Source organism: Vagococcus jeotgali (assembly GCF_035918315.1).
In the GTDB taxonomy this organism is placed as follows: domain Bacteria; phylum Bacillota; class Bacilli; order Lactobacillales; family Vagococcaceae; genus Vagococcus; species Vagococcus jeotgali.
Genome location: NZ_CP142146.1, coordinates 183,953 through 203,633 on the forward strand (window position 1 = coordinate 183,953; position 19,681 = coordinate 203,633).

The 19,681-nt window shown below is 35.3% G+C and carries 17 protein-coding genes and 1 pseudogene; 17 read left to right on the forward strand and 1 reads right to left on the reverse strand.

Annotated elements, in window-relative coordinates:
* The first annotated feature begins 87 nt into the window (after positions 1–87).
* Entirely contained in the window at positions 88–519 is a 432-nt protein-coding gene (locus VSF34_RS01080) for a hypothetical protein (protein WP_326717286.1), read from the forward strand.
* Positions 520–735: 216 nt separating this feature from the next.
* Positions 736–1,209, forward strand: a pseudogene (locus VSF34_RS01085) (transposase); the annotation flags it as partial.
* Between the two features lie 188 nt (positions 1,210–1,397).
* On the opposite strand, the gene rpmB reads toward VSF34_RS01085, so the two are convergent.
* Positions 1,398–1,586: a 50S ribosomal protein L28 gene (rpmB, locus tag VSF34_RS01090; RefSeq protein ID WP_326717287.1), complete on the reverse strand. Its 189-nt coding sequence runs from the start codon at positions 1,584–1,586 to the stop codon at positions 1,398–1,400.
* A gap of 217 nt (positions 1,587–1,803) precedes the next feature.
* On the opposite strand from rpmB, the gene VSF34_RS01095 reads away from it, so the two are divergent.
* The 15 genes from VSF34_RS01095 to smc all read left to right on the forward strand — a co-directional run bounded on the left by VSF34_RS01095 (position 1,804) and on the right by smc (position 19,670).
* Positions 1,804–2,166 carry an Asp23/Gls24 family envelope stress response protein gene (locus VSF34_RS01095; RefSeq protein WP_326717288.1) on the forward strand — a complete coding sequence of 121 codons (363 nt, stop codon included), beginning with the start codon at positions 1,804–1,806 and terminating at the stop codon, positions 2,164–2,166.
* A 20-nt stretch (positions 2,167–2,186) separates the two neighbouring features.
* Positions 2,187–3,878, forward strand: a complete 1,692-nt coding sequence (locus VSF34_RS01100; protein WP_326717289.1) for a DAK2 domain-containing protein — start codon at positions 2,187–2,189, stop codon at positions 3,876–3,878.
* 77 nt (positions 3,879–3,955) lie between these two features.
* On the forward strand, positions 3,956–5,995 hold the full coding sequence (recG, locus tag VSF34_RS01105) for an ATP-dependent DNA helicase RecG (RefSeq protein ID WP_370659263.1): 2,040 nt from the start codon (positions 3,956–3,958) through the stop codon (positions 5,993–5,995).
* A 54-nt stretch (positions 5,996–6,049) separates the two neighbouring features.
* Entirely contained in the window at positions 6,050–7,057 is a 1,008-nt protein-coding gene (gene plsX / locus VSF34_RS01110; RefSeq protein WP_326717290.1) for a phosphate acyltransferase PlsX, read from the forward strand.
* Between the two features lie 68 nt (positions 7,058–7,125).
* Positions 7,126–7,365: an acyl carrier protein gene (locus VSF34_RS01115; protein ID WP_326717291.1), complete on the forward strand. Its 240-nt coding sequence runs from the start codon at positions 7,126–7,128 to the stop codon at positions 7,363–7,365.
* Between the two features lie 448 nt (positions 7,366–7,813).
* Positions 7,814–8,818, forward strand: a complete 1,005-nt coding sequence (locus tag VSF34_RS01120; RefSeq protein ID WP_326717292.1) for an ABC transporter ATP-binding protein — start codon at positions 7,814–7,816, stop codon at positions 8,816–8,818.
* Positions 8,818–9,765: an ATP-binding cassette domain-containing protein gene (locus VSF34_RS01125; RefSeq protein WP_370659264.1), complete on the forward strand. Its 948-nt coding sequence runs from the start codon at positions 8,818–8,820 to the stop codon at positions 9,763–9,765. Before VSF34_RS01120 ends, VSF34_RS01125 begins: the two co-directional genes overlap by 1 nt.
* A 2-nt stretch (positions 9,766–9,767) precedes the next feature.
* Positions 9,768–10,730, forward strand: coding sequence for an oligopeptide ABC transporter permease (gene opp4B / locus VSF34_RS01130; protein WP_326717293.1), 963 nt, complete (start codon positions 9,768–9,770; stop codon positions 10,728–10,730).
* A 30-nt stretch (positions 10,731–10,760) separates the two neighbouring features.
* Positions 10,761–11,660 (forward strand): ABC transporter permease, encoded by a 900-nt coding sequence (locus tag VSF34_RS01135; RefSeq protein ID WP_370659265.1) that lies wholly within the window; start codon positions 10,761–10,763, stop codon positions 11,658–11,660.
* Positions 11,661–11,681: 21 nt separating this feature from the next.
* Positions 11,682–13,475, forward strand: coding sequence for an oligopeptide ABC transporter substrate-binding protein (locus VSF34_RS01140; protein WP_326717295.1), 1,794 nt, complete (start codon positions 11,682–11,684; stop codon positions 13,473–13,475).
* A gap of 200 nt (positions 13,476–13,675) precedes the next feature.
* Positions 13,676–14,110 (forward strand): WxL domain-containing protein, encoded by a 435-nt coding sequence (locus tag VSF34_RS01145; RefSeq protein WP_326717296.1) that lies wholly within the window; start codon positions 13,676–13,678, stop codon positions 14,108–14,110.
* A gap of 36 nt (positions 14,111–14,146) precedes the next feature.
* Entirely contained in the window at positions 14,147–14,971 is an 825-nt protein-coding gene (locus VSF34_RS01150; protein ID WP_326717297.1) for a WxLIP family cell surface protein, read from the forward strand.
* 83 nt (positions 14,972–15,054) lie between these two features.
* Positions 15,055–15,228, forward strand: a complete 174-nt coding sequence (locus tag VSF34_RS01155) for a hypothetical protein (RefSeq protein ID WP_326717298.1) — start codon at positions 15,055–15,057, stop codon at positions 15,226–15,228.
* 152 nt (positions 15,229–15,380) lie between these two features.
* Complete coding sequence (rnc, locus tag VSF34_RS01160) at positions 15,381–16,079, forward strand: ribonuclease III (RefSeq protein WP_326717299.1); 699 nt, start codon at positions 15,381–15,383, stop codon at positions 16,077–16,079.
* 18 nt (positions 16,080–16,097) lie between these two features.
* On the forward strand, positions 16,098–19,670 hold the full coding sequence (gene smc / locus VSF34_RS01165; protein ID WP_326717300.1) for a chromosome segregation protein SMC: 3,573 nt from the start codon (positions 16,098–16,100) through the stop codon (positions 19,668–19,670).
* Positions 19,671–19,681 lie beyond the last annotated feature (11 nt).

Here is a 19,681-nt window from a genome sequence, read left to right on the forward strand (position 1 = left end):
GGTGATAAGAAACAAACTGAAAAACTAGACTAAGAATTAAAAGACAAACAACAAGCTATTATTGATAATTTTCAGAGTGACAAGGTCGTGATAGATAAAATTAATCAAGAGTGCCAAGTTTTTTTAGTGAGTGCCAAAAAATCAGATTTAGATAAAAGTTATCAAGAAGCTACTTATCTGGCAGATAATTATTATTATGTGTTAAAAAGTAATCAAGGTTACTTTTATAGTAATGTGTCTAGCATTAATAAGGAAACCTCTCAGGAAAAGGTAGGTAAAGTTTTAGAAGAGTTGGGTGTGGGTCAGCTAAATCAAATTGATGATGATGTTTACTTAAACATGGACAGGTTCTCTCATATTAGCCCGCAGTATCATAGTTTTTTTAGTGAGTCATATGTGCCACTTACAGCAACAACTATTGCTAAAAAAGGTTCACAAGCACAATTGATGTCAGCATTTATTGCAAAACAAGAAAAGCGTGCTAACACAATCAAGTTAATTAGTGTAGCTATATTATGAAGTGGTGGAGTCACTGAATAGGTTACACTTAGTTGAACAATAAAGATAAGGTGTCTATACTTAATAAAAAACAAAGTAGGAGCTTATTTCATGACAACTAACAGAAAACCAAGACGGACCTTCAAAGAATCATTTAAGAAACAAATGGTGGAACTGCATAAATCAGGAAAACCTAGAAAAGATATTTTAAGAGAATATGACCTGACACCATCAACCTTTGATAAAATGCAACCTATGGAAGCTTTAGTGACAGATTTAACCTATGTTAAAGTAGGCAAAAAGTGGCATGATGTCTGTTTTATTCTCAATTTGTTCAACCTAGAAATAGTTGGGCATTCTAGTGGTCCTAACAAATCTGTGGACCTTGTGTTACAGGCAATCGGAACGATTGAACAGCCATTAGATGATGTTGAAATTTTTCATACAGACCGAGGAAAAAAATTTGATAACCAAAGTATTGATGAATTATTGGATGTGTTTCAGATAAAACGGTCTTTATCACGTCCTGGTTGCCCCTATGACAACGCTGTGGCAGAAGCAACCTATCGAGCTTTTAAAATTGAGTTTATTTACCAACAATCTTTTGACTCATTGTTTGAACTACAATATGAGTTAATAGATTATGTCAATTGGTGGAACAAGTTTAGAAAACATGGCAAGCTTGGCTATCAATCCCTGATTAATTACCGTTTAGATTGGGAGTTGAAACAGGCTATTTAGCAGAACATAGAATAACTATCTAAATAAAATAAAGACCTTATAATTTTTGTACAGAAAAGTGTTGCCAATTCAGATTAGTTTGAAAACGCTTTTTTTAAATAAAAAATAAAAAAAGGTATAGGAATGTATCCGATACCTTAGAAGTTTAATAGGTAAGATTAAACACGCTCAACTTTACCTGATTTTAAAGCACGAGTAGAAACCCAAACTTTTTTTGGTTTACCGTCTACTAAGATACGAACTTTTTGTAAGTTAGCACCCCAAGTACGTTTAGAAGCGTTCATTGCGTGAGAGCGGTTGTTACCACTTCTTGCTTTACGACCAGTTATATAACATTCTTTTGCCATGATAGTCCCTCCTTCGCTTAGATAAGTGTCTCTGATTCTAATAATCATACTTGAATAATTTATCATAAACTCACGCTAATTGCAATAAAAAATATGAAAAACTTAGGAGAAGTTGATAGATAGGGGCTAATTCAACGTTTTTTCTTTTATAAAGTCTATGGATATGATAGACTAAGGAATGATAATGGGAAGTACTGACTTTAAGGAGGTAGTAATAATGGCTGTTAAAATTAAAACACAAGCTGGAACCATTGAAATTTCAAATGATGTGATTGCAACAGTAGTAGGTGGTGCTGCCATAGACATTTACGGAATTGTAGGCATGGCAAGTAAAAATCAAATCAAAGATAATCTAAACGATATTTTAGGTAAAGAAAACTACTCACGTGGTGTCGTTGTTCGTCAAGAGGAAAACGGTGTAGCCATTGATGTGTATATTATGGTAAGTTATGGAACAAAAATTTCAGAAGTCAGCCGTAATGCACAAGAGAAAGTAAAATATAATCTTGAAACAATGCTTGGCGTCGTTGCCAATTCGGTGAATATTTTTATCCAAGGTGTTCGTGTATTACCTGAGTAAAATAAGTGTGTGTGAAATGAATGAGGAGGAACATTTTAGTGGAAGTAAAAGCAATCAACGGTGGGCAGTTTCAATCAATGGTACAAGTTGGTGCCAATCGTTTAAATCAAAATGCTGAGTACGTCAATTCTTTAAATGTTTTCCCAGTACCTGATGGGGATACGGGAACAAATATGGATTTATCAATGACAAGTGGTGCTAAAGCAGTCAGAGAAGCGACAACAGAACATGTAGGAGAGTTAACTAAAATCTTGTCAAAAGGATTGTTAATGGGAGCTAGAGGGAACTCTGGTGTCATCTTATCTCAAATTTTTAGAGGTTTTTCTAAAAAAGTAGAATCAAAAGATGTCTTAACAGCTCAGGATTTGGCTGATGCCTTTAAAAATGGTATGGAAACAGCTTATAAAGCAGTCATGAAACCTGTTGAAGGTACTATTTTAACTGTATCACGTGGTGCAGCAATTGGTGCTGAGAAAAAAGCTAAAGAATCAGATGATTGTTTAGAAGTATTAGAAGCAGCCTTAGTTGGTGCTAAAAAAGCATTAGAAAAAACACCAGATATGTTACCTGTTTTAAAAGAAGTTGGTGTTGTAGATAGTGGTGGCCAAGGACTTGTTTACATCTATGAAGGGTTTTTAGAATCTTTATCTGGAAAAGTTGTAGAAAGTGACGTGTATCAACCATCTCCTGCTCAAATGGAAGATATGGTTAATGCAGAGCATCACAGAGGTGTTCAGGGGCATATGGCAACTGAAGACATAACGTTTGGTTATTGTACTGAAATTATGGTACGTATTGGAGACGGTCCGACAGTTGATAGTGAGTTTGATTATGATGAGTTTAGAAACTACCTAAATGAAATTGGTGATTCACTACTTGTTGTAGCTGATGATGAGATTATAAAAGTTCACGTTCATACAGAACAACCTGGTGAAGTGATGAATTACGGTCAAAAATTTGGTTCGTTAATCAAAATCAAAGTAGATAACATGCGTGTTCAACATGAAACATTACTTGATGAGCAAACAACAGCTCCAGTTGCTAAAAAAGAACGTACGCCTTACGGAATTATTTCAGTAGCAGCAGGTAATGGCTTACAGGAATTATTCAAGAGTATGGGTGTTAACTACATGATTAGTGGTGGGCAAACAATGAACCCAAGTACAGAAGATATCTTAACAGCGATTGATGCAGTCAATGCTGAGAAGGTTATCATCTTACCTAACAATAAAAATATCTTTATGGCAGCAGATCAAGCAGCAGAAGTAAGTGAGGTTCCTGCAATCGTGATTCCATCTAAAACTGTATCTCAAGGAATGACAGCTCTACTTGGATTTAACGATCAAGCAACGCTAGAAGAGAACCAAACAAACATGTTAGAGATGTTAAATGGTGTCACAAGTGGTCAAGTTACAACTGCTGTTCGTGATACAAGCATTAATGGTGTGGAAATTAAAACAGATGACAACTTAGGTATGGTTGAAGGTAAGATTGTTGTCTCAACACCAAGTCGTTTTGATGCTAGTGAGGCAACTCTTAAACAAATGATCACAGAAGATACAGAAATTGTGACGATTTTAATTGGAGAAGAAGGAACGCAAGAAGAAGCTTCTTTACTTGAAGCAGCCATTCTTGAAATCGATGGCGATTTAGAAGTTGAGATCCATCAAGGTGATCAACCAGTTTATCCTTATCTTTTTGCAGCAGAATAAAACATTAAAATTGAGAGGCTGACCGTTTTTGGTTTTGCCTCTTTTTTTCTAAAGATTAATGAGAAGAAAGAGGTGATATGATGAGTTTAACAGATTCTATCAGCATACTAAGCGGTGTTGGGGAAAAGCGCATGGAAGTATTAAAAACACTTGGTATAGAAACGATAAACGATTTATTAATGTATTTTCCTTTTCGTTATGAAGATATCCAGGAGAAAAGTTTGGAAGAAATTAGCGATCAGGAAAAAGTAGTGTTAAAAGGTATTGCTTTATCTGATCCTGTGGTTAATTTTTACGGATTTAAAAAGAGTCGTCTAATTTTTCGTATGATGGTAGACCAAGCGGTAGTAACAGTTACTTTTTTCAATCAACCTTTTTTAAAGAGTAAGATTCATACCTCAGAGGAAGTAGCGATTTTTGGAAAGTGGGATGCTAAAAGAAAATCTTTAACTGGATTAAAAGTAATGGCAACCAAAGATGGTGATGAGGAGTTTGCTCCAATTTATAGTGTGAATAAACAAATCAAACAGCAAACACTTGTTGCTCTTATTAAACAGGCTATTGATTTATCTGGAGATGAAGTTGAAGAAAATTTACCACAATACTTACTGGAAAAATACCGGTTGATGCCTAAAGATCAAGCAGTAAAAGCGATGCATTTTCCTGAGAGTATTGAGGAGAATAAGTTAGCAAGAAGAAGGTTGGCTTTTGAAGAATTTTTCTTATTCCAAATGAATATGATCCAACTCAAACGTCAAGAGACTGCCAAGGAATTTGGCCATGCTATTCAGTATGATATCAATCAACTAAAAGAATTTATTAAAACATTGCCTTTTGAGTTGACTTGTGCCCAAAAACGAGTAGTGAATGAAATTTGCGCTGATATGAAAAGTCCTTACCACATGCATCGTCTGCTTCAAGGAGACGTTGGGAGCGGTAAGACTATGGTAGCAGCCCTTGCTTTGTATGCAGTGGTAACAGCTGGGTTTCAAGGTGCTTTAATGGTACCAACAGAGATCCTTGCAGAACAGCATATGGAGAGTTTAACAGAACTGTTTAAAGGAAGTGGTGTTGACGTTGCTTTATTAACAAGTTCAACAAAAGCAAAAGCTAGACGGGATATACTAGAGCGTTTGTCTCAAGGGGAGATAGATATTATGGTAGGAACACATTCTCTTATCCAAGATGAGGTCATCTTTAATCGTTTGGGGTTAGTGATTACTGATGAGCAACATCGTTTTGGTGTGAATCAACGGCGTATTTTAAGAGAAAAAGGTGATCAACCTGATGTGTTATTTATGACAGCAACACCTATTCCAAGAACATTAGCGATTACCGCTTACGGGGAGATGGATGTATCAGTCATTGATGAGTTACCAGCCGGTAGAAAACCCATTGAGACTAGGTGGGTTTTACCTAAGCAAATGGATAGCGTACTAGAATCTATGGAGAGACTTCTCAAATCTGGTCAACAAGCTTATGTGATTTGTCCTTTAATAGAAGAATCTGAAATATTAGATGTTAAAAACGCGACAGAGATCTATGAACACTTGTCAACTTTTTTTAAGTCTAGATACCAAGTGGGTTTACTACATGGCAAGATGAAATCTCAAGAAAAAGAAGAGATTATGGCAAATTTTAAAGATAATCAAACACAAGTCCTAGTCTCTACGACCGTTATTGAGGTTGGAGTGAATGTACCTAATGCTACGATGATGATGATTATTGATGCAGACCGCTTTGGCTTAGCGCAACTTCACCAGTTAAGAGGACGGGTTGGCCGAGATTCTAAGGCTTCGTATTGTGTGTTAGTTGCAAACCCTAAAAGTGAGCAGGGAAAAGAGCGAATGAAGATTATGACAGAGTCAACTGATGGTTTTGTTTTAAGTGAGAAGGATCTAGAAATGCGAGGACCAGGAGACTTTTTTGGTGCTAAACAATCGGGATTACCTGATTTCAAAGTAGGAGATATGGTAGCTGATTTTATAATGCTAGAAACAGCACGAGAAGAAGCGATTTTACTTTGGCAAGATAATCAGTGGGTGGAAAAAGTAGAAAATAAAGAATTAGCTAAAAGTATGGCAAAGCATCAAGGTGATTTGATTTACCTAGATTAATCGCTTTGTGGTAAACTGTTTTTATCTGAATATTAGAAAAAGAGAGGGAATAATATGAAAATTGCAGTAGATGCTATGGGTGGCGATTTTGCACCAAAAGCAATTGTTGAAGGTGTGATGTTAGCAAAACAAGATTTTCCTGATATTGAATTTTTATTATATGGAAAAGAAGATGCTATTAAAGAATTTGTGACTGATGAGAAAAACATCACAATTATTCATACTGATGAAAAAATTGAAAGTGATGATGAACCAGTTAAAGCGATTCGTCGTAAAAAACAAGCCTCTATGGTTTTAGCAGCACAGGCTGTAAAAAATGGTGAAGCAGATGCCCTGTTTTCAGCAGGAAATACAGGGGCCTTGCTTGCAGCTGGTTTATTTGTGATTGGCCGAATTAAACAAGTAGAAAGACCTGGATTAATGACGACGATGCCAGTATTTACTGGGGAAACGGGCGCTGGGTTTGATTTTATCGATATGGGAGCTAATGCTGACAACAAGCCAGAGCATCTATTGACTTATGGTATTTTAGCATCATATTATGCCAAACATGTCCGTGGTATTCAAAATCCAAGGGTAGGTCTATTAAATAACGGAACAGAAGCAACAAAGGGTAGTGAACTAACAAAAGCTGCTTATGAATTGCTAAGTCATGAGGCAAGTCTTAACTTTGTGGGTAATGTAGAAGCGCGTGACTTATTTGATGGTGTTGCTGATGTAGTGGTAACTGATGGGTTTACTGGAAATGCTGTGTTAAAAACGATTGAAGGGACAGCTATGGCTATTATGTCTAACTTGAAATCCTCTATTTTAAATAGTGGGCTAAAGGGTAAAATGGGAGCTGTGTTATTAAAAGATAGCTTGCGCGGGCTTAAAGATAAGCTTGATTACTCAAGTCATGGTGGAGCAGTATTGTTTGGTGTAAAGGCTCCAGTTGTTAAAACTCATGGGTCAACAGGGCCTGATGCGGTGAGATATACGATTAAACAAATCCATACGATGCTTGAAAAAGATGTTGTAGGTAACTTAATTCATTATTTTGAAGAAGAAAAGTCGAAGTAGGAACATTAGACAAATAATCCATTAGACAGTAAAATGGATAAAGATGAAATGTATAGGAGGTTATGAATATGACACGTGAGGAAGCTTTTAAGAAAATTCAAGTGATTGTATCTGAGCATTTTGATGTTAATGAAGATACAGTGACAGAGACAATGAATATTAAAACAGATTTAGATGCTGATTCTATTAGTATTATGGAGTTTGTTCTTGAATTAGAAGATGTTTTTGATGCAGAGATTTCTGATGAGGATGCAGAAAAATTAGAGACGATTGGTGCAGCGGTAGACTATATTGTAGCTAATCAATAAAATCATGAGACTAGAAGGTTGAAATTAGCCTTCTAGTCTTTTTTTTATTTTTTTATTGCTTAAATGAGATAAAACGAAATTTAAATGAGAAATATTTAATAATCTTCTTTTTTTAGAAATGATACATGACAAACTAATAAAATACACTTTTTAATGAAAAAAAGGCAATAACTTCGTATTTTTATCGCTTTTTTCTAAAATGCAAACGAATTCTTTTTTAAAAGAGTCTTTTATTATAGCTAAGTTTAGTATATAATGAGATACATGCCATACAATTTTAATATTTGGCTTATAAACTTACTAAGAAACCTATTGCTTAATATGTTGTTTTCTAATATAATCATAAGATATCTTAATAATTTTTTTATTAAATATAAGAAAACATTAAAAAGAAGAATACTACTAAATTAGATTCAGTACGAGACTAATTAAGGGAAGGAGAATTCTATTGTTTGTTGACAATAAATTATTAGACGTGAGAAACTTGCACACAGGATTTCGAATAAAAGATCGTTACTATGATGCGCTTGACGATGTATCACTGACATTAGATAAAAATGAAATTTTAGCAATTGTTGGGGAGTCTGGTTGTGGTAAAAGTACACTTGCTATGACAATCATGGGCTTACAAGATCCAAAGAATACTAAAATTACAGGGGATATTATTTACAATGATTTAAATCTTGTAGGATTATCCGAGACGCTTTATAACAAGATAAGAGGAAATGATATTGGGATGATTTTCCAAGATCCATTGTCAGCTTTAAATCCATTGATGCGCATTGGTGATCAAATAGCAGAATCTCTCTATTACCATACAGATTTAAATGAAAAACAGCGAACAACTAGAGCTATCGAGTTACTTAATCAAGTAGGAATCAATAACCCTGAGCGAGTTGCGGACCAATACCCACATGAACTATCAGGTGGGATGAGGCAGCGTGTTATTATTGCCATTGCTATTTCATGTAAACCACCAATCATTATCGCAGATGAGCCAACGACAGCCTTAGATGTCACCATTCAAGCACAAATTTTAGATTTATTGAGTGACTTACAAAAAGAGACTGAGGCAGGCATTATCTTAATCACCCATGATTTAGGTGTTGTTGCAGAAATGGCAGACCGAGTAGCTGTTATGTATGGTGGTCAAATTGTAGAAGAAGCACCAGTGGATGTGCTATTTTCTAACCCACAACATCCTTATACTCGTTCATTACTGAATTCTATACCACAGGAAGATGCTTATGATTCTGAGTTACATGTTATTGAAGGGACAGTTCCTTCATTAGTTAACATGTCAAGAAACGGGTGCCGTTTTGCACCGCGTATACCTTGGATACCAGAGTCTGATCACGAGGAAAACCCAACATTACATGAAATAGAACCAGGTCATCTTGTTCGTTGTACATGTTATAAGCATTTTCACTTTAAAGAAGAGGATGAAGCATAATGGGAATTATTGAAATTAAAGGCTTAAAAGTGTATTACCCAATACGTGGCGGATTCTTCAATAAAGTTGTTGATTATGTTTACGCAGTAGATGGGGTTACATTAGAAATTGAAGAAGGAACAACGTATGGTTTAGTTGGCGAGTCAGGCTCAGGTAAATCAACGATTGGTAAAACCATTGTTGGCTTAGAAAAAGCTACAGGTGGCGAGATCCTTTTTGAAGGAACAAACGTGACGAAAAAACGTGAAAGAAAACAAATTGCTTATAATAAAGATGTTCAGATGATTTTCCAAGATTCAATGTCAAGTTTGAATCCGAAAAAACGAGTGTTAGACATTATTGCAGAACCAATTAGAAACTTTGAGCGTTTAAGTGATCAAGAGGAAAAGAAAAAAGTCCAAGGATTACTAGATATTGTTGGTATGCCAACAGATGCTCTTTATAAGTATCCACATGAGTTCTCTGGAGGTCAGCGTCAGCGTTTAGGTGTAGCACGTGCTGTAGCGACTAATCCTAAATTGATTATTGCTGATGAGCCTGTATCAGCTCTTGATTTATCAGTTCAGGCTCAAGTACTTAACTTCATGAAACGTATTCAAGAAGAGTACAATCTGAGTTACTTATTTATCTCTCATGATTTAGGTGTGGTAAAACACATGTGTGACAACATCGCTATTATGAACCGTGGTAGATTTGTTGAAATTGGAACAAGAGATGATATTTATAATAACCCACAACACATTTATACAAAACGATTACTATCAGCTATTCCAAAAATTGATGTGGCTAATCGTGAAAAGCATAAAGAAGAGCGTCGTTTAGTCGACAAAGAATTCCATGACTTATATAGTCAATATTATGATGAAAATGGTCGTGTCTATGATTTACAATCTATCAGTCCAACCCATAAAGTGGCTATTAAAGAACCGATCAAAGGGGGACAATAGTTATGTGGAAAACGATATTAAGACGTGTGCTACTTATGATTCCACAAATTCTTGTGTTGAGTCTATTTATATTCTTGCTAGCAAAAGCAATGCCAGGGGATCCATTTACAGGTTTAATTAATCCTAACATGGACCCAGCGACGATTGATAAGATGCGTGAAGCAGCAGGGCTTAATAATCCGTGGTACGTTCAATATTTTGACTGGATGAAAAATGCACTACATGGAGATTTTGGACAAAGTTTCCTATATAAATTACCAGTAAGTGAAATCATCGGCTCTCGTGTCGGTAATACAATTTGGTTATCCTTATTAACAGTTATTATTACTTATGCAATTGCGCTACCTTTAGGATTGTTTGCAGGTCGTTACCAAAACTCTTGGTTTGATAAAGCAGTTGTTGGTTATAACTTTATTAGTTTTGCCGTTCCGATTTTTATCTTTGCCTTATTAATGTTATTTGTTTTTGGGTACAGATTAGAGTGGTTCCCAACAACAGGTTCAGTTGCTAGTGGTCTTTCAAAAGGTACAATGGCTTATACAATGAGTCGCTTGTATCATATGATTTTACCAGCGATTACTCAAGCGTTACTTGCAACAGCTGTGACGATTCAGTATTTACGTAATGAAGTGATTGATGCTAAACAATTAGACTTTGTTCGTACAGCTAGAGCTAAAGGTGTTCCAACAAATAAAGTGTTTACTCGTCATATTTTTAGAAATGCCTCATTACCAATTGCAGCACAATTAAGTTATGAAATTACAGCCTTAATTAGTGGTTCTGTTGTTATTGAACAAACCTTTGCTTATCCAGGTATCGGGAAATTATTTATTGATGCAATTAATGGTCGTGACTACTCAGTGATTACAGCCCTTGTTTTAATATTAGGTGTTGTGACGATTATCGGGAACTTGATTTCAGATATTGTGATGAGTATTGTCGATCCAAGAATTCGTATCCAGTAAGATACTACTTGTTAAGAAAGGAGAATGGTTATGAGTAAAGATAAAAAGCAAGAAACAGTACCTGTTAGTGCGCCACTGACAGGATTTAAAATGATTGTTCGTGAATTTAAAAAAGATAAAATAGCAATATTTTCATTAGCGCTATTAGTTATCATTTTTCTATTCATCTTTATAGGATCAATGGTGTTAGATCAAAGTGCAGTGATGAAGGTAAGTATTTTAGATAAATACAATCCGCCAGGAAATGGTTGGATTTTAGGAGCAGATGAGGGGGGCCGAGATGTTTTTGGTCAATTAATTATCGGAGCTCGTAACTCTGTTGTCATTGGTTTTGCAATTACGATTATTACTTCGATTATTGGGGTAGGATTAGGGATTGTAGCTGGTTATTACGGAGGAATTGTTGACGGAATTATCATGAGAATCGTTGATTTTATTATGATTTTACCTGTCATTATGATTATCATTGTGTTTGTAACGATTGTACCAAACTATAATGTTGTATCATTTGTAACCATTATGAGTTTATTCTATTGGGTAGCAAAAGCTCGTCTATTTAGAGGGAAAACATTATCAGAGGTTCGTCGTGATTATATTAGTGCTTCAAAAACGTTAGGGACAAGTGATTTCAAAATAATGTTTGGTGAGTTAATGCCAAACTTAAGTTCTTTGATTATTACCAACTTAACTATAAATTTTGCAGCTAATATCGGTATTGAAACAACTCTATCATATTTAGGGTTTGGATTACCACCAGCTACACCAAGTTTAGGGACGTTGATTGGTTATGCTTCTAATGGTGTTGTATTATCAGATATGACTTGGGTATGGGCGCCGGCTTCTATCTTGATTTTAGTCATGATGTTATGTATCAACTATGTAGGACAAGCCTTTAAGCGATCAGCAGATGCAAGACAAAGATTAGGTTAAAAATACTAGGGGGAATAAAAAATGAAGAACAAAAAACTATTTAGTGCAGTTATTTTAGGAGCAGCAGCAACAATGACACTAGCAGCTTGTGGTGGTGGTAAAGAAGCAGGAAAAGGTGGCGATATAAACAACGCGACACAAACAGAAGACGTTTCTAAATTTCCTGTAAAAACATCTCACGAAGGAAAAATTAAAGACGGTGGAACAATGGAAGTTGCCGTTGTATCGGATTCACAATTTAAAGGTATGTTCTCTGAAACATTCTATGAAGATGCATATGATAATGAATTTATGCAACCATCTCACGAAGGATTATTCCGTAGTGATTCTAACTTTGAAACAACAGATCATGGTATTGCTAAAAAAGAAATTGATGTTGATAAAAAGACAATCAAAATTAAAATCGTTAAAGATGCTGTCTGGTCAGATGGCGAGCCTTTAAAAGCTGAAGATATTATCCAACCATACTTAATCATTGGTAACAAAGATTATGCGGGTATCCGTTATGGATCAGATTTCACTAACATTGTAGGTATGGATGAGTATCATGAAGGGAAATCTGATAGCATTTCAGGAATTAAAAAGCTTGATGACAAAACTGTAGAGATCACATACAAAGAAATGAACCCAGGTATGAAACAAACAAGTGAAACTGTTTGGACAGCTGCAATGCCTTCTCATATCTTTAAAGATATGCCTGTTAAAGGGATGGAATCTAGTGATCCTGTTCGTAAAAACCCTGTAACATTAGGACCATACAAAATGGAAAAAATTAATCAAGGGGAATCTGTAGAATTTACTCCTAACGAATATTACTACGGAGAAAAACCAAAATTAGATAAAATCGTCATGCGTATTGCTCCAAGTAACTCAATTGTTGAAGCATTAAAAGCGAAAAAATATGACATGGTATTCAGTATGCCAACTGATAACTACCCTAACTATAAAGACGTTGAAGGTTATGAAATCTTAGGTCGTCAAGACTTAGCTTATACTTACATTGGATTCAAACTAGGTACTTGGAACGAAGAAAAAGGTGAAGCAGAATACGATCCAAATGCTAAAATGGCTGACAAATCATTACGTCAAGCGATGGGATTTGCTTTAGATAATGATGCTGTAGCAAACAAATTCTACAACGGATTACGTCAACCGGCTAATGCGATTATTCCACCAATCTTCTCAGAGTTCAGTGATAAAGAATTAGTTGGATATTCTAAACAAGATAAAGACAAAGCAAATAAATTATTAGATGATGCTGGTTACAAGAAAAAAGATGGTGACGAGTTCCGTAGTACACCAGACGGTAAACCACTAGAAATCAACTTTGCTTCTATGGCGGGTGGGGAAACTGAACAACCATTAGCTGAGTACTATGTGGATAGCTGGAAAGAAATCGGTTTAGATGTAAAACTTGCAACAGGTCGTTTAATCGAATTTAACTCATTCTACGATAAACTAAAAAGTGATTCTCCAGACATCGATGTGTACCAAGCAGCTTGGGGATTAAGTGCTGATCCCTCTCAATCAGGTCTATACGGTAAAGATGCGGCATTTAACTTCACTCGTTTTGTAAGTGATGAAAACACTAGATTGTTAGATGAAATTGATTCAGAAAAATCATTCGATAATGAGTACCGTACTGAGAAATTCAAAGAATGGCAAGCATATGTAGCTGATGAAACATTTGTAATCCCAACTCTATTTAGAGATGCAGTATTACCTGTAAGTGACAGAGTTGTAGACTTTGACTGGGCATATGATGTGGAATCAAATCCATGGAGCCATGTTGGTGTCGTTGAGGATGATAAATAATTAAATAGATATTTAGACTTAGAAGAGGCTGACGTGATGTCAGTCTCTTTTTTTGCAATTGATGATTGTTAAAGAGTAGATGATTAAGTATTAATATTTATTTTTTTGTAGTAGAGCCACATTCTATAGCAGAAACAACTGGTGAAGTTAACTTTATAGTAGATGATAGTACAGCTAAGCCAGATGAACCAGAAGTTATTGTGCCAACAGATCCAACAGGGCCGCCAAAACCAATTGAACCAGGAGATCCTGCTGAAGGTTGGGAAGTAAAAGCAGCAGATTCACCTTTTAAAGAAGTTAACGGGACGGCAGAATTACGTGGGACACAACTGCTATTAAGTGATTCGTATATTGTGAATTTATCTGATAAAACGACAAGCATTCCAGCGCCGACAGTACCTAGCACACAACCTATTGACTTACTCTCAGTTAATGATGGTATTCCGATTTTTAAGGCTGCACCAAATGCTGGTGCGGGAACTTGGACACTAGCGTGGGGAGCTGAAGATGATAGTTTGACTTATCAACAAGATAAAGGTGTTCAATTGGTTGTTCCTATTAGTGCTCAGCCAAAAGCTAATGCTGTGTACAAATCTAATATAACTTGGACTTTGACTAGTAAAGTACTAAATTAGTAATAGTTATGTCAGATTTAAATTAGGAGAGTCAATATGAAATATTTTATACGAAAGCTTGCCTATATTGTGATACTTATTATTAGTTTCTTTAGTTTAGGCATGAGTGTTGTGGCAGAAAAACTTAATTTTCCTGTTTCACCGATTACATCTAATAGTCAGCGTCATGATATTAAAAGTTACTTTGATTTACGTGTAAAACCTGGAAACAAGGAAATTTTACAAGTTGAGTTAGAAAATCATTCTGATAAGGATATGATTATTTTAGCTAATGCTAATACCGTTGTGACCAATGACAATATAACAGCTGATTATAGTCAGCATGACCCAGAGATAAATCATACTTTAAAGCATTCTTTTAGTGATATGGCACAAGTTAAACCAGAGATTCCTCTAAAGGCTAGAGAAAAGAGAGTAATCGATATTCCAGTTGATGTGCCAAGTGAACCTTTTAATGATATCATTTTAGGTGGCTTAGAGTTTCAGCAAAAACCCACAGAAGACATGGATTTAGATACTGGTAGTCTATTGATTGAAAATAATTTCGCCTTTGTGATAGGGGTGCGTTTGTCTGAAAATGATGACAAGGTGCCAGTGAAAATTGATCTATTAAATGTCAGGGCCGGACAGCGTAATTATCGTAACACAGTGCTTGTGACATTTGAAAATCCAGAACCACGTATTTTACCTGATGTAGAAATTGAATCTTTTATTTATTCAGAAAAAGATGTGGAAGAGGCGTTATATTACGATAAGATTGAGCATGCTGATATTGCACCTAACTCTTCTTTTGATTACGGGATTTCTTTAAACAATGACACTTATAAACCTGGAAAGTATATATTAAAGACCATGGTATAGACTTCTGGTGAACGTTTTGATTTTGAAAAAAATTTACAATCTCTGATTATGAAGCTAAGAAGTTTAATGAGGAAGCTGTTGATTTGATTGAACCAGAATTTGACTGGGCTAAATTTATGTTAGTGTTGTTTTTTGCTTTGCTTATTTTGATTATTGTTGTAGTGGTATTGATCATTAAGTATAAAAAAGCACCTACTAAGAAAAAACAAAGTCAACGTGATAAACGAAAGAATCGTTATAAAAAGAATAAAAAATGAGGGTGACTTTTTAGTCAGCCTCATTTTGTTTTTCTTGGGTAGATTTTAACCTTTATGTAAATAACTAGTAAGAAAATGAGTTTTTATTTTAATTCTCCTGAAAACAACGTATAATGAGGATATCTTGTTATTGAAAGGAAGAATGGTGCAACATGAACGAGTTAACAGGGTTATTAAAAGAGAAGTATCAAATTATATTCAAAGATATTAGTTTATTGGAGCAAGCTTTCACCCATTCATCCTATGTGAATGAGCATCGACAATTAGCTTTAACAGATAATGAACGTTTGGAATTTTTAGGAGATGCTGTTTTGGAATTAATTATTTCAAAATATCTATACAGCCATTTTGCTGACTTATCTGAGGGAAAGCTAACGAAGTTAAGAGCGACAATTGTTCGTGAAGATAGTTTAGCGATGTTTGCCAAAGATTGTCAATTTGATAAATATATTCGTTTAGGTAAGGGAGAGGAAAATTCAAATGGACGTGACCGTTCATCACTTTTATGTGACTTATTTGAAGCTTTTTTAGGAGCCCTTTATCTAGATCAAGGGGTAGAAAAAACCAAAGAATTTATTAATCAAGTGATCATTCCAAAAATCGAAACAGGTGCTTTTTCACATGAGATGGATCATAAAACTGCCTTGCAAGAGGTTCTTCAAAAAAATGGTGATATTTTAATTGAGTATCATTTGATTAAAGAAGAAGGGCCAGCTCACGCACGCATTTTCCATGTGGAAGTTAGTGGTGGTGGGACTGTTTTAGGTGAAGGGTCTGGTAAATCTAAAAAAATTGCCGAGCAAAGTGCAGCTCAGATAGCTCTTAATAATATTTTGTCAGCAGATGCTTAGAAGGGAGCCAGAAATTTAGTGTATTTAAAACGATTGGAAATAGCAGGCTTTAAGTCTTTTGCTGATCGAACAGTGATTGAATTTAATCAAGGTTTAACTGCTGTTGTAGGGCCTAATGGAAGTGGAAAAAGTAATGTAACAGAAGCAATCAGATGGGTGTTAGGGGAGCAGTCAGCAAAGAATTTACGTGGGGGAAAGATGCCAGACGTGATTTTTGCTGGCTCTTCTTCACGTTCTCCTCTAAATTTAGCAGAAGTGACACTAGTTCTTGATAACGAGGACAAATTTTTACCAATTGATTACACAGAAGTCAGTATCACAAGACGTTTGACTAGAAGTGGCGATAGTGACTTTTTTATTAATAAACAACGGTGCCGCTTAAAAGATATTGTGAGCTTGTTTATGGATTCTGGTTTGGGACGAGATTCATTTTCGATTATCTCCCAAGGTAAAGTCGAAGCTATCTTTAACAGTAAGCCAGAAGATAGACGAGCTATTTTTGAAGAAGCTGCAGGAGTTTTAAAGTATAAAAATCGCAAAAAAGAAGCTCAGAGACGTCTAGGGGAAACTAGTGAGAATTTGAGTCGTATTCAAGATATTATTTATGAATTAGACGTACAACTGACGCCTTTAAAAGAGCAAAGTGATGTGGCGTTTAAGTACTCAGAGTTAAAAGAGAGGCTAACAACTCTTGATGTGAGTATGACTATTACAAACATAAAAAAAATCAAAGAGCAGTGGGAAAAATCAAAAGATGAGATGAACTTTGTATTAGCTGAATTAGAAAATAAAAGAGTTAATATGAGTCATTGTGAAAAGAATTTAGCTGTGCTTAAACATGATAGAGATGTTCTTGAGAAAAGCTTAGACCACAGCCAACAACAGCTGTTAGAAGTTGTGACGCAATATGAAAAATGTGAAGCTGATATAAAAATTTTAGAAGAAAAACAACGATTTAAGTCTCAAACAGCTGCCTCAAGAAAAGAGATGTTCAAAGAATTAGCCACAGATAGACAAATTTTAATCAAAGAAATTAAGACATTAGAAGATTTAAAAGTAGAGTTGAAGTCTATTGAATCAGCTAGTCAAAAAAAGATTAAAGATGTGTCTGCTAAAGTCACGCAATATAGTAAGTCTACTAAAGAACAACTTGAAGATATGCGCCGTGACTATGTTGATGTGATGCAACAACAAACTCAAGTTAATAACGATCTAAAGCATTTAGAAAAGCAGTATCATCAAGAAACTCATCAAAAAACAAGTGAAGTGAGCGATTATGATGATGTCGCTCAGGAAATAGCTAATCTAGAAGCCTCATATACTGACTTAGAGACAACTTATCAAGAAAAACAGGCTAATGTTGTGAGTCTTGTCGAGCAATTTCAAGCAAAAAAGATTCTCTTTAAAGAATATAAACAAAAAGAGACTCAATTAAATAACCAATTAATGGAAGCTATGCGTATATTACAACAAGGTCAAGCTAAACAAAAGAGCTTAAAAGATTTGCAAGAAAGTTATGCAGGATTTTATCAAGGGGTTAAAGGAATACTACAAGCAAAAGATCAATTACCTGGCATTATTGGTGTTGTAGCAGAGTTAATTAAGATACCAGGGAAGTATCAAACAGCTATTGAAACGGCATTAGGTGCTTCTGTTCAGCATATTATTGTCTCAAATGACAAAAGTGCAAGGGAGGCAATTTCATACCTTAAACAACATCGTCTAGGAAGAGCAACATTTCTACCTTTAACAACGATTAAAGCTAGACAGGTGAGACAAGATATTCTAGATGTGTCCCAGCATGTACCTGGATTTTTAGGAGTAGCAAGTGATTTAGTGACTTGTGAGCCTAAAGTAGAGCCTATTATTAAAAACTTACTAGGGGTGACACTTGTCACTGATAGTTTAGATTCTGCTAATCAGCTAGCTAAAAAAATTAATTTTCAGTATCGTGTCGTGTCCTTAGATGGAGACGTTATGAATCCTGGTGGTTCTATGACTGGTGGGGCAAGTAAAAAAGGCCAATCTATGCACTGGTTTTCTCAATCTAAAGAGCTACAAGATATTGAGAAACAGCTAAGTCAAATGTCAACCTTATATGAGCAAAAACAAAAAGACGTAGCAGCACTTACGTTGACTTTAACACAATTAGAAGTAGAGCTTGAGCAGCTAAGAGAAGACGTATCTGCTGCTAGATTAGCAGAGCAAGAACTAGCTAGTAATCTGCAAATGATGAATCAAGATTTAACTCAAAAACAAAAAGAACAAAGAATTAAAGAGTATGAGCAAAAAGAACTCCATCATTTTCTAGAGCGCTATACTAAAGAAAAAGCTCAGTATGAACAAGAGCAAAAGATATTAGAGAAAAAACGTCAGCAGTTAGATGAGAAAATGGGACAAGCAGATTTACTTGAAACACAAAACAGAGTGATACTAGAATCAGCAAGAAGTGAGTTGTCTCAGTTGGAGTCAGAACTGGCAGTCACTAAAGAGAAGGTTCGTCAAAATCTAGTTAGTTTAGAGGATAAAACCAAACAGCTAAATCTGCTTAACCAAAAAGAAATTGAATTTAGTACCCAAGCAACTACTGAAGCTAAAGAAAGTGATCAGTTTGACTCATTAAAAGAAGAATTGATGAGGACGATGAGTGAGTGGGTAAAAAAACGAGAAGCCATTGAAGCAGACATTTTTGGAAAACGAGAAAACAGAGAAACCTTATCTGAAGAAATTCGTGTGGAAGAAAGTGTGATGGAAAGCTTAGCTAAAGACATTGCAGAACTTACAAATCAACAGACAAAATTTGAAATTAAGCAGAGTAGGTTAGATAGTATATTAGATAATAAACTAGCTTATTTACAAGAAGAATACCATCTAACTTATGAAGCGGGTAAAGAAATAGCTACTACTGTTGAGGATGCTGAAGTAGCGGGGCAAGAGATTGGTATGTTAAAAACTAAAATCACTCAATTAGGTCCAATTAATGTGACTGCCACAGCCCAGTACCAAGAAGTCAAAGAACGATATGACTTCCTAGTCGAACAACAAACAGACTTAAACCAGGCTAAAAGTGAGCTGGTGAGTACCATGGAAGAGATGGATGAGTTAGTTATTAAGCAGTTTTATGATGTGTTTTGTGATATTAGAGAAGAGTTTAAAGAAGTATTTCCTAAAATGTTTGGAGGAGGTCATGCTGATTTGATTTTAACAGATGAGTTGGATTTACTTCATACAGGAATTGACATTGTGGCCCAACCTCCAGGGAAAAAATTACAACAGCTAAGTTTACTTTCAGGAGGAGAAAGAGCCTTAACTGCTATAGCATTATTATTTGCTATTATTCAAGCAAGGCCAGTACCATTTTGTATTTTAGATGAGGTTGAAGCAGCTCTTGATGAAGCTAACGTCACAAGGTTTGGTCAGTATTTACGTCAGTTTGAAGATGATACGCAGTTTATTGTGATTACTCACAGAAAAGGAACGATGGAAGCTGCTGATATGTTATATGGTATTACGATGCAAGAGTCAGGTGTGTCAAAAATTGTATCAGTTCATTTAGAAGAATTAGAATCAGAGAGTACATCGGTTAACTAGGAAGGGGAAAC

What these genes read in the sequence shown, in the direction of transcription:
- VSF34_RS01095 (WP_326717288.1), top strand. Translation starts at nt 1,804, where the DNA reads ATGGCTGTTAAAATTAAAACACAAGCTGGAACCATTGAAATTTCAAAT.
- plsX (WP_326717290.1), top strand. Translation starts at nt 6,050, where the DNA reads ATGAAAATTGCAGTAGATGCTATGGGTGGCGATTTTGCACCAAAAGCA.
- VSF34_RS01115 (WP_326717291.1), top strand. Translation starts at nt 7,126, where the DNA reads ATGACACGTGAGGAAGCTTTTAAGAAAATTCAAGTGATTGTATCTGAG.
- VSF34_RS01100 (WP_326717289.1), top strand. Translation starts at nt 2,187, where the DNA reads ATGAGGAGGAACATTTTAGTGGAAGTAAAAGCAATCAACGGTGGGCAG.
- rpmB (WP_326717287.1), bottom strand. Translation starts at nt 1,586, where the DNA reads ATGGCAAAAGAATGTTATATAACTGGTCGTAAAGCAAGAAGTGGTAAC.
- opp4B (WP_326717293.1), top strand. Translation starts at nt 9,768, where the DNA reads ATGTGGAAAACGATATTAAGACGTGTGCTACTTATGATTCCACAAATT.
- VSF34_RS01150 (WP_326717297.1), top strand. Translation starts at nt 14,147, where the DNA reads ATGAAATATTTTATACGAAAGCTTGCCTATATTGTGATACTTATTATT.
- VSF34_RS01125 (WP_370659264.1), top strand. Translation starts at nt 8,818, where the DNA reads ATGGGAATTATTGAAATTAAAGGCTTAAAAGTGTATTACCCAATACGT.
- rnc (WP_326717299.1), top strand. Translation starts at nt 15,381, where the DNA reads ATGAACGAGTTAACAGGGTTATTAAAAGAGAAGTATCAAATTATATTC.
- VSF34_RS01135 (WP_370659265.1), top strand. Translation starts at nt 10,761, where the DNA reads ATGAGTAAAGATAAAAAGCAAGAAACAGTACCTGTTAGTGCGCCACTG.
- recG (WP_370659263.1), top strand. Translation starts at nt 3,956, where the DNA reads ATGATGAGTTTAACAGATTCTATCAGCATACTAAGCGGTGTTGGGGAA.
- VSF34_RS01140 (WP_326717295.1), top strand. Translation starts at nt 11,682, where the DNA reads ATGAAGAACAAAAAACTATTTAGTGCAGTTATTTTAGGAGCAGCAGCA.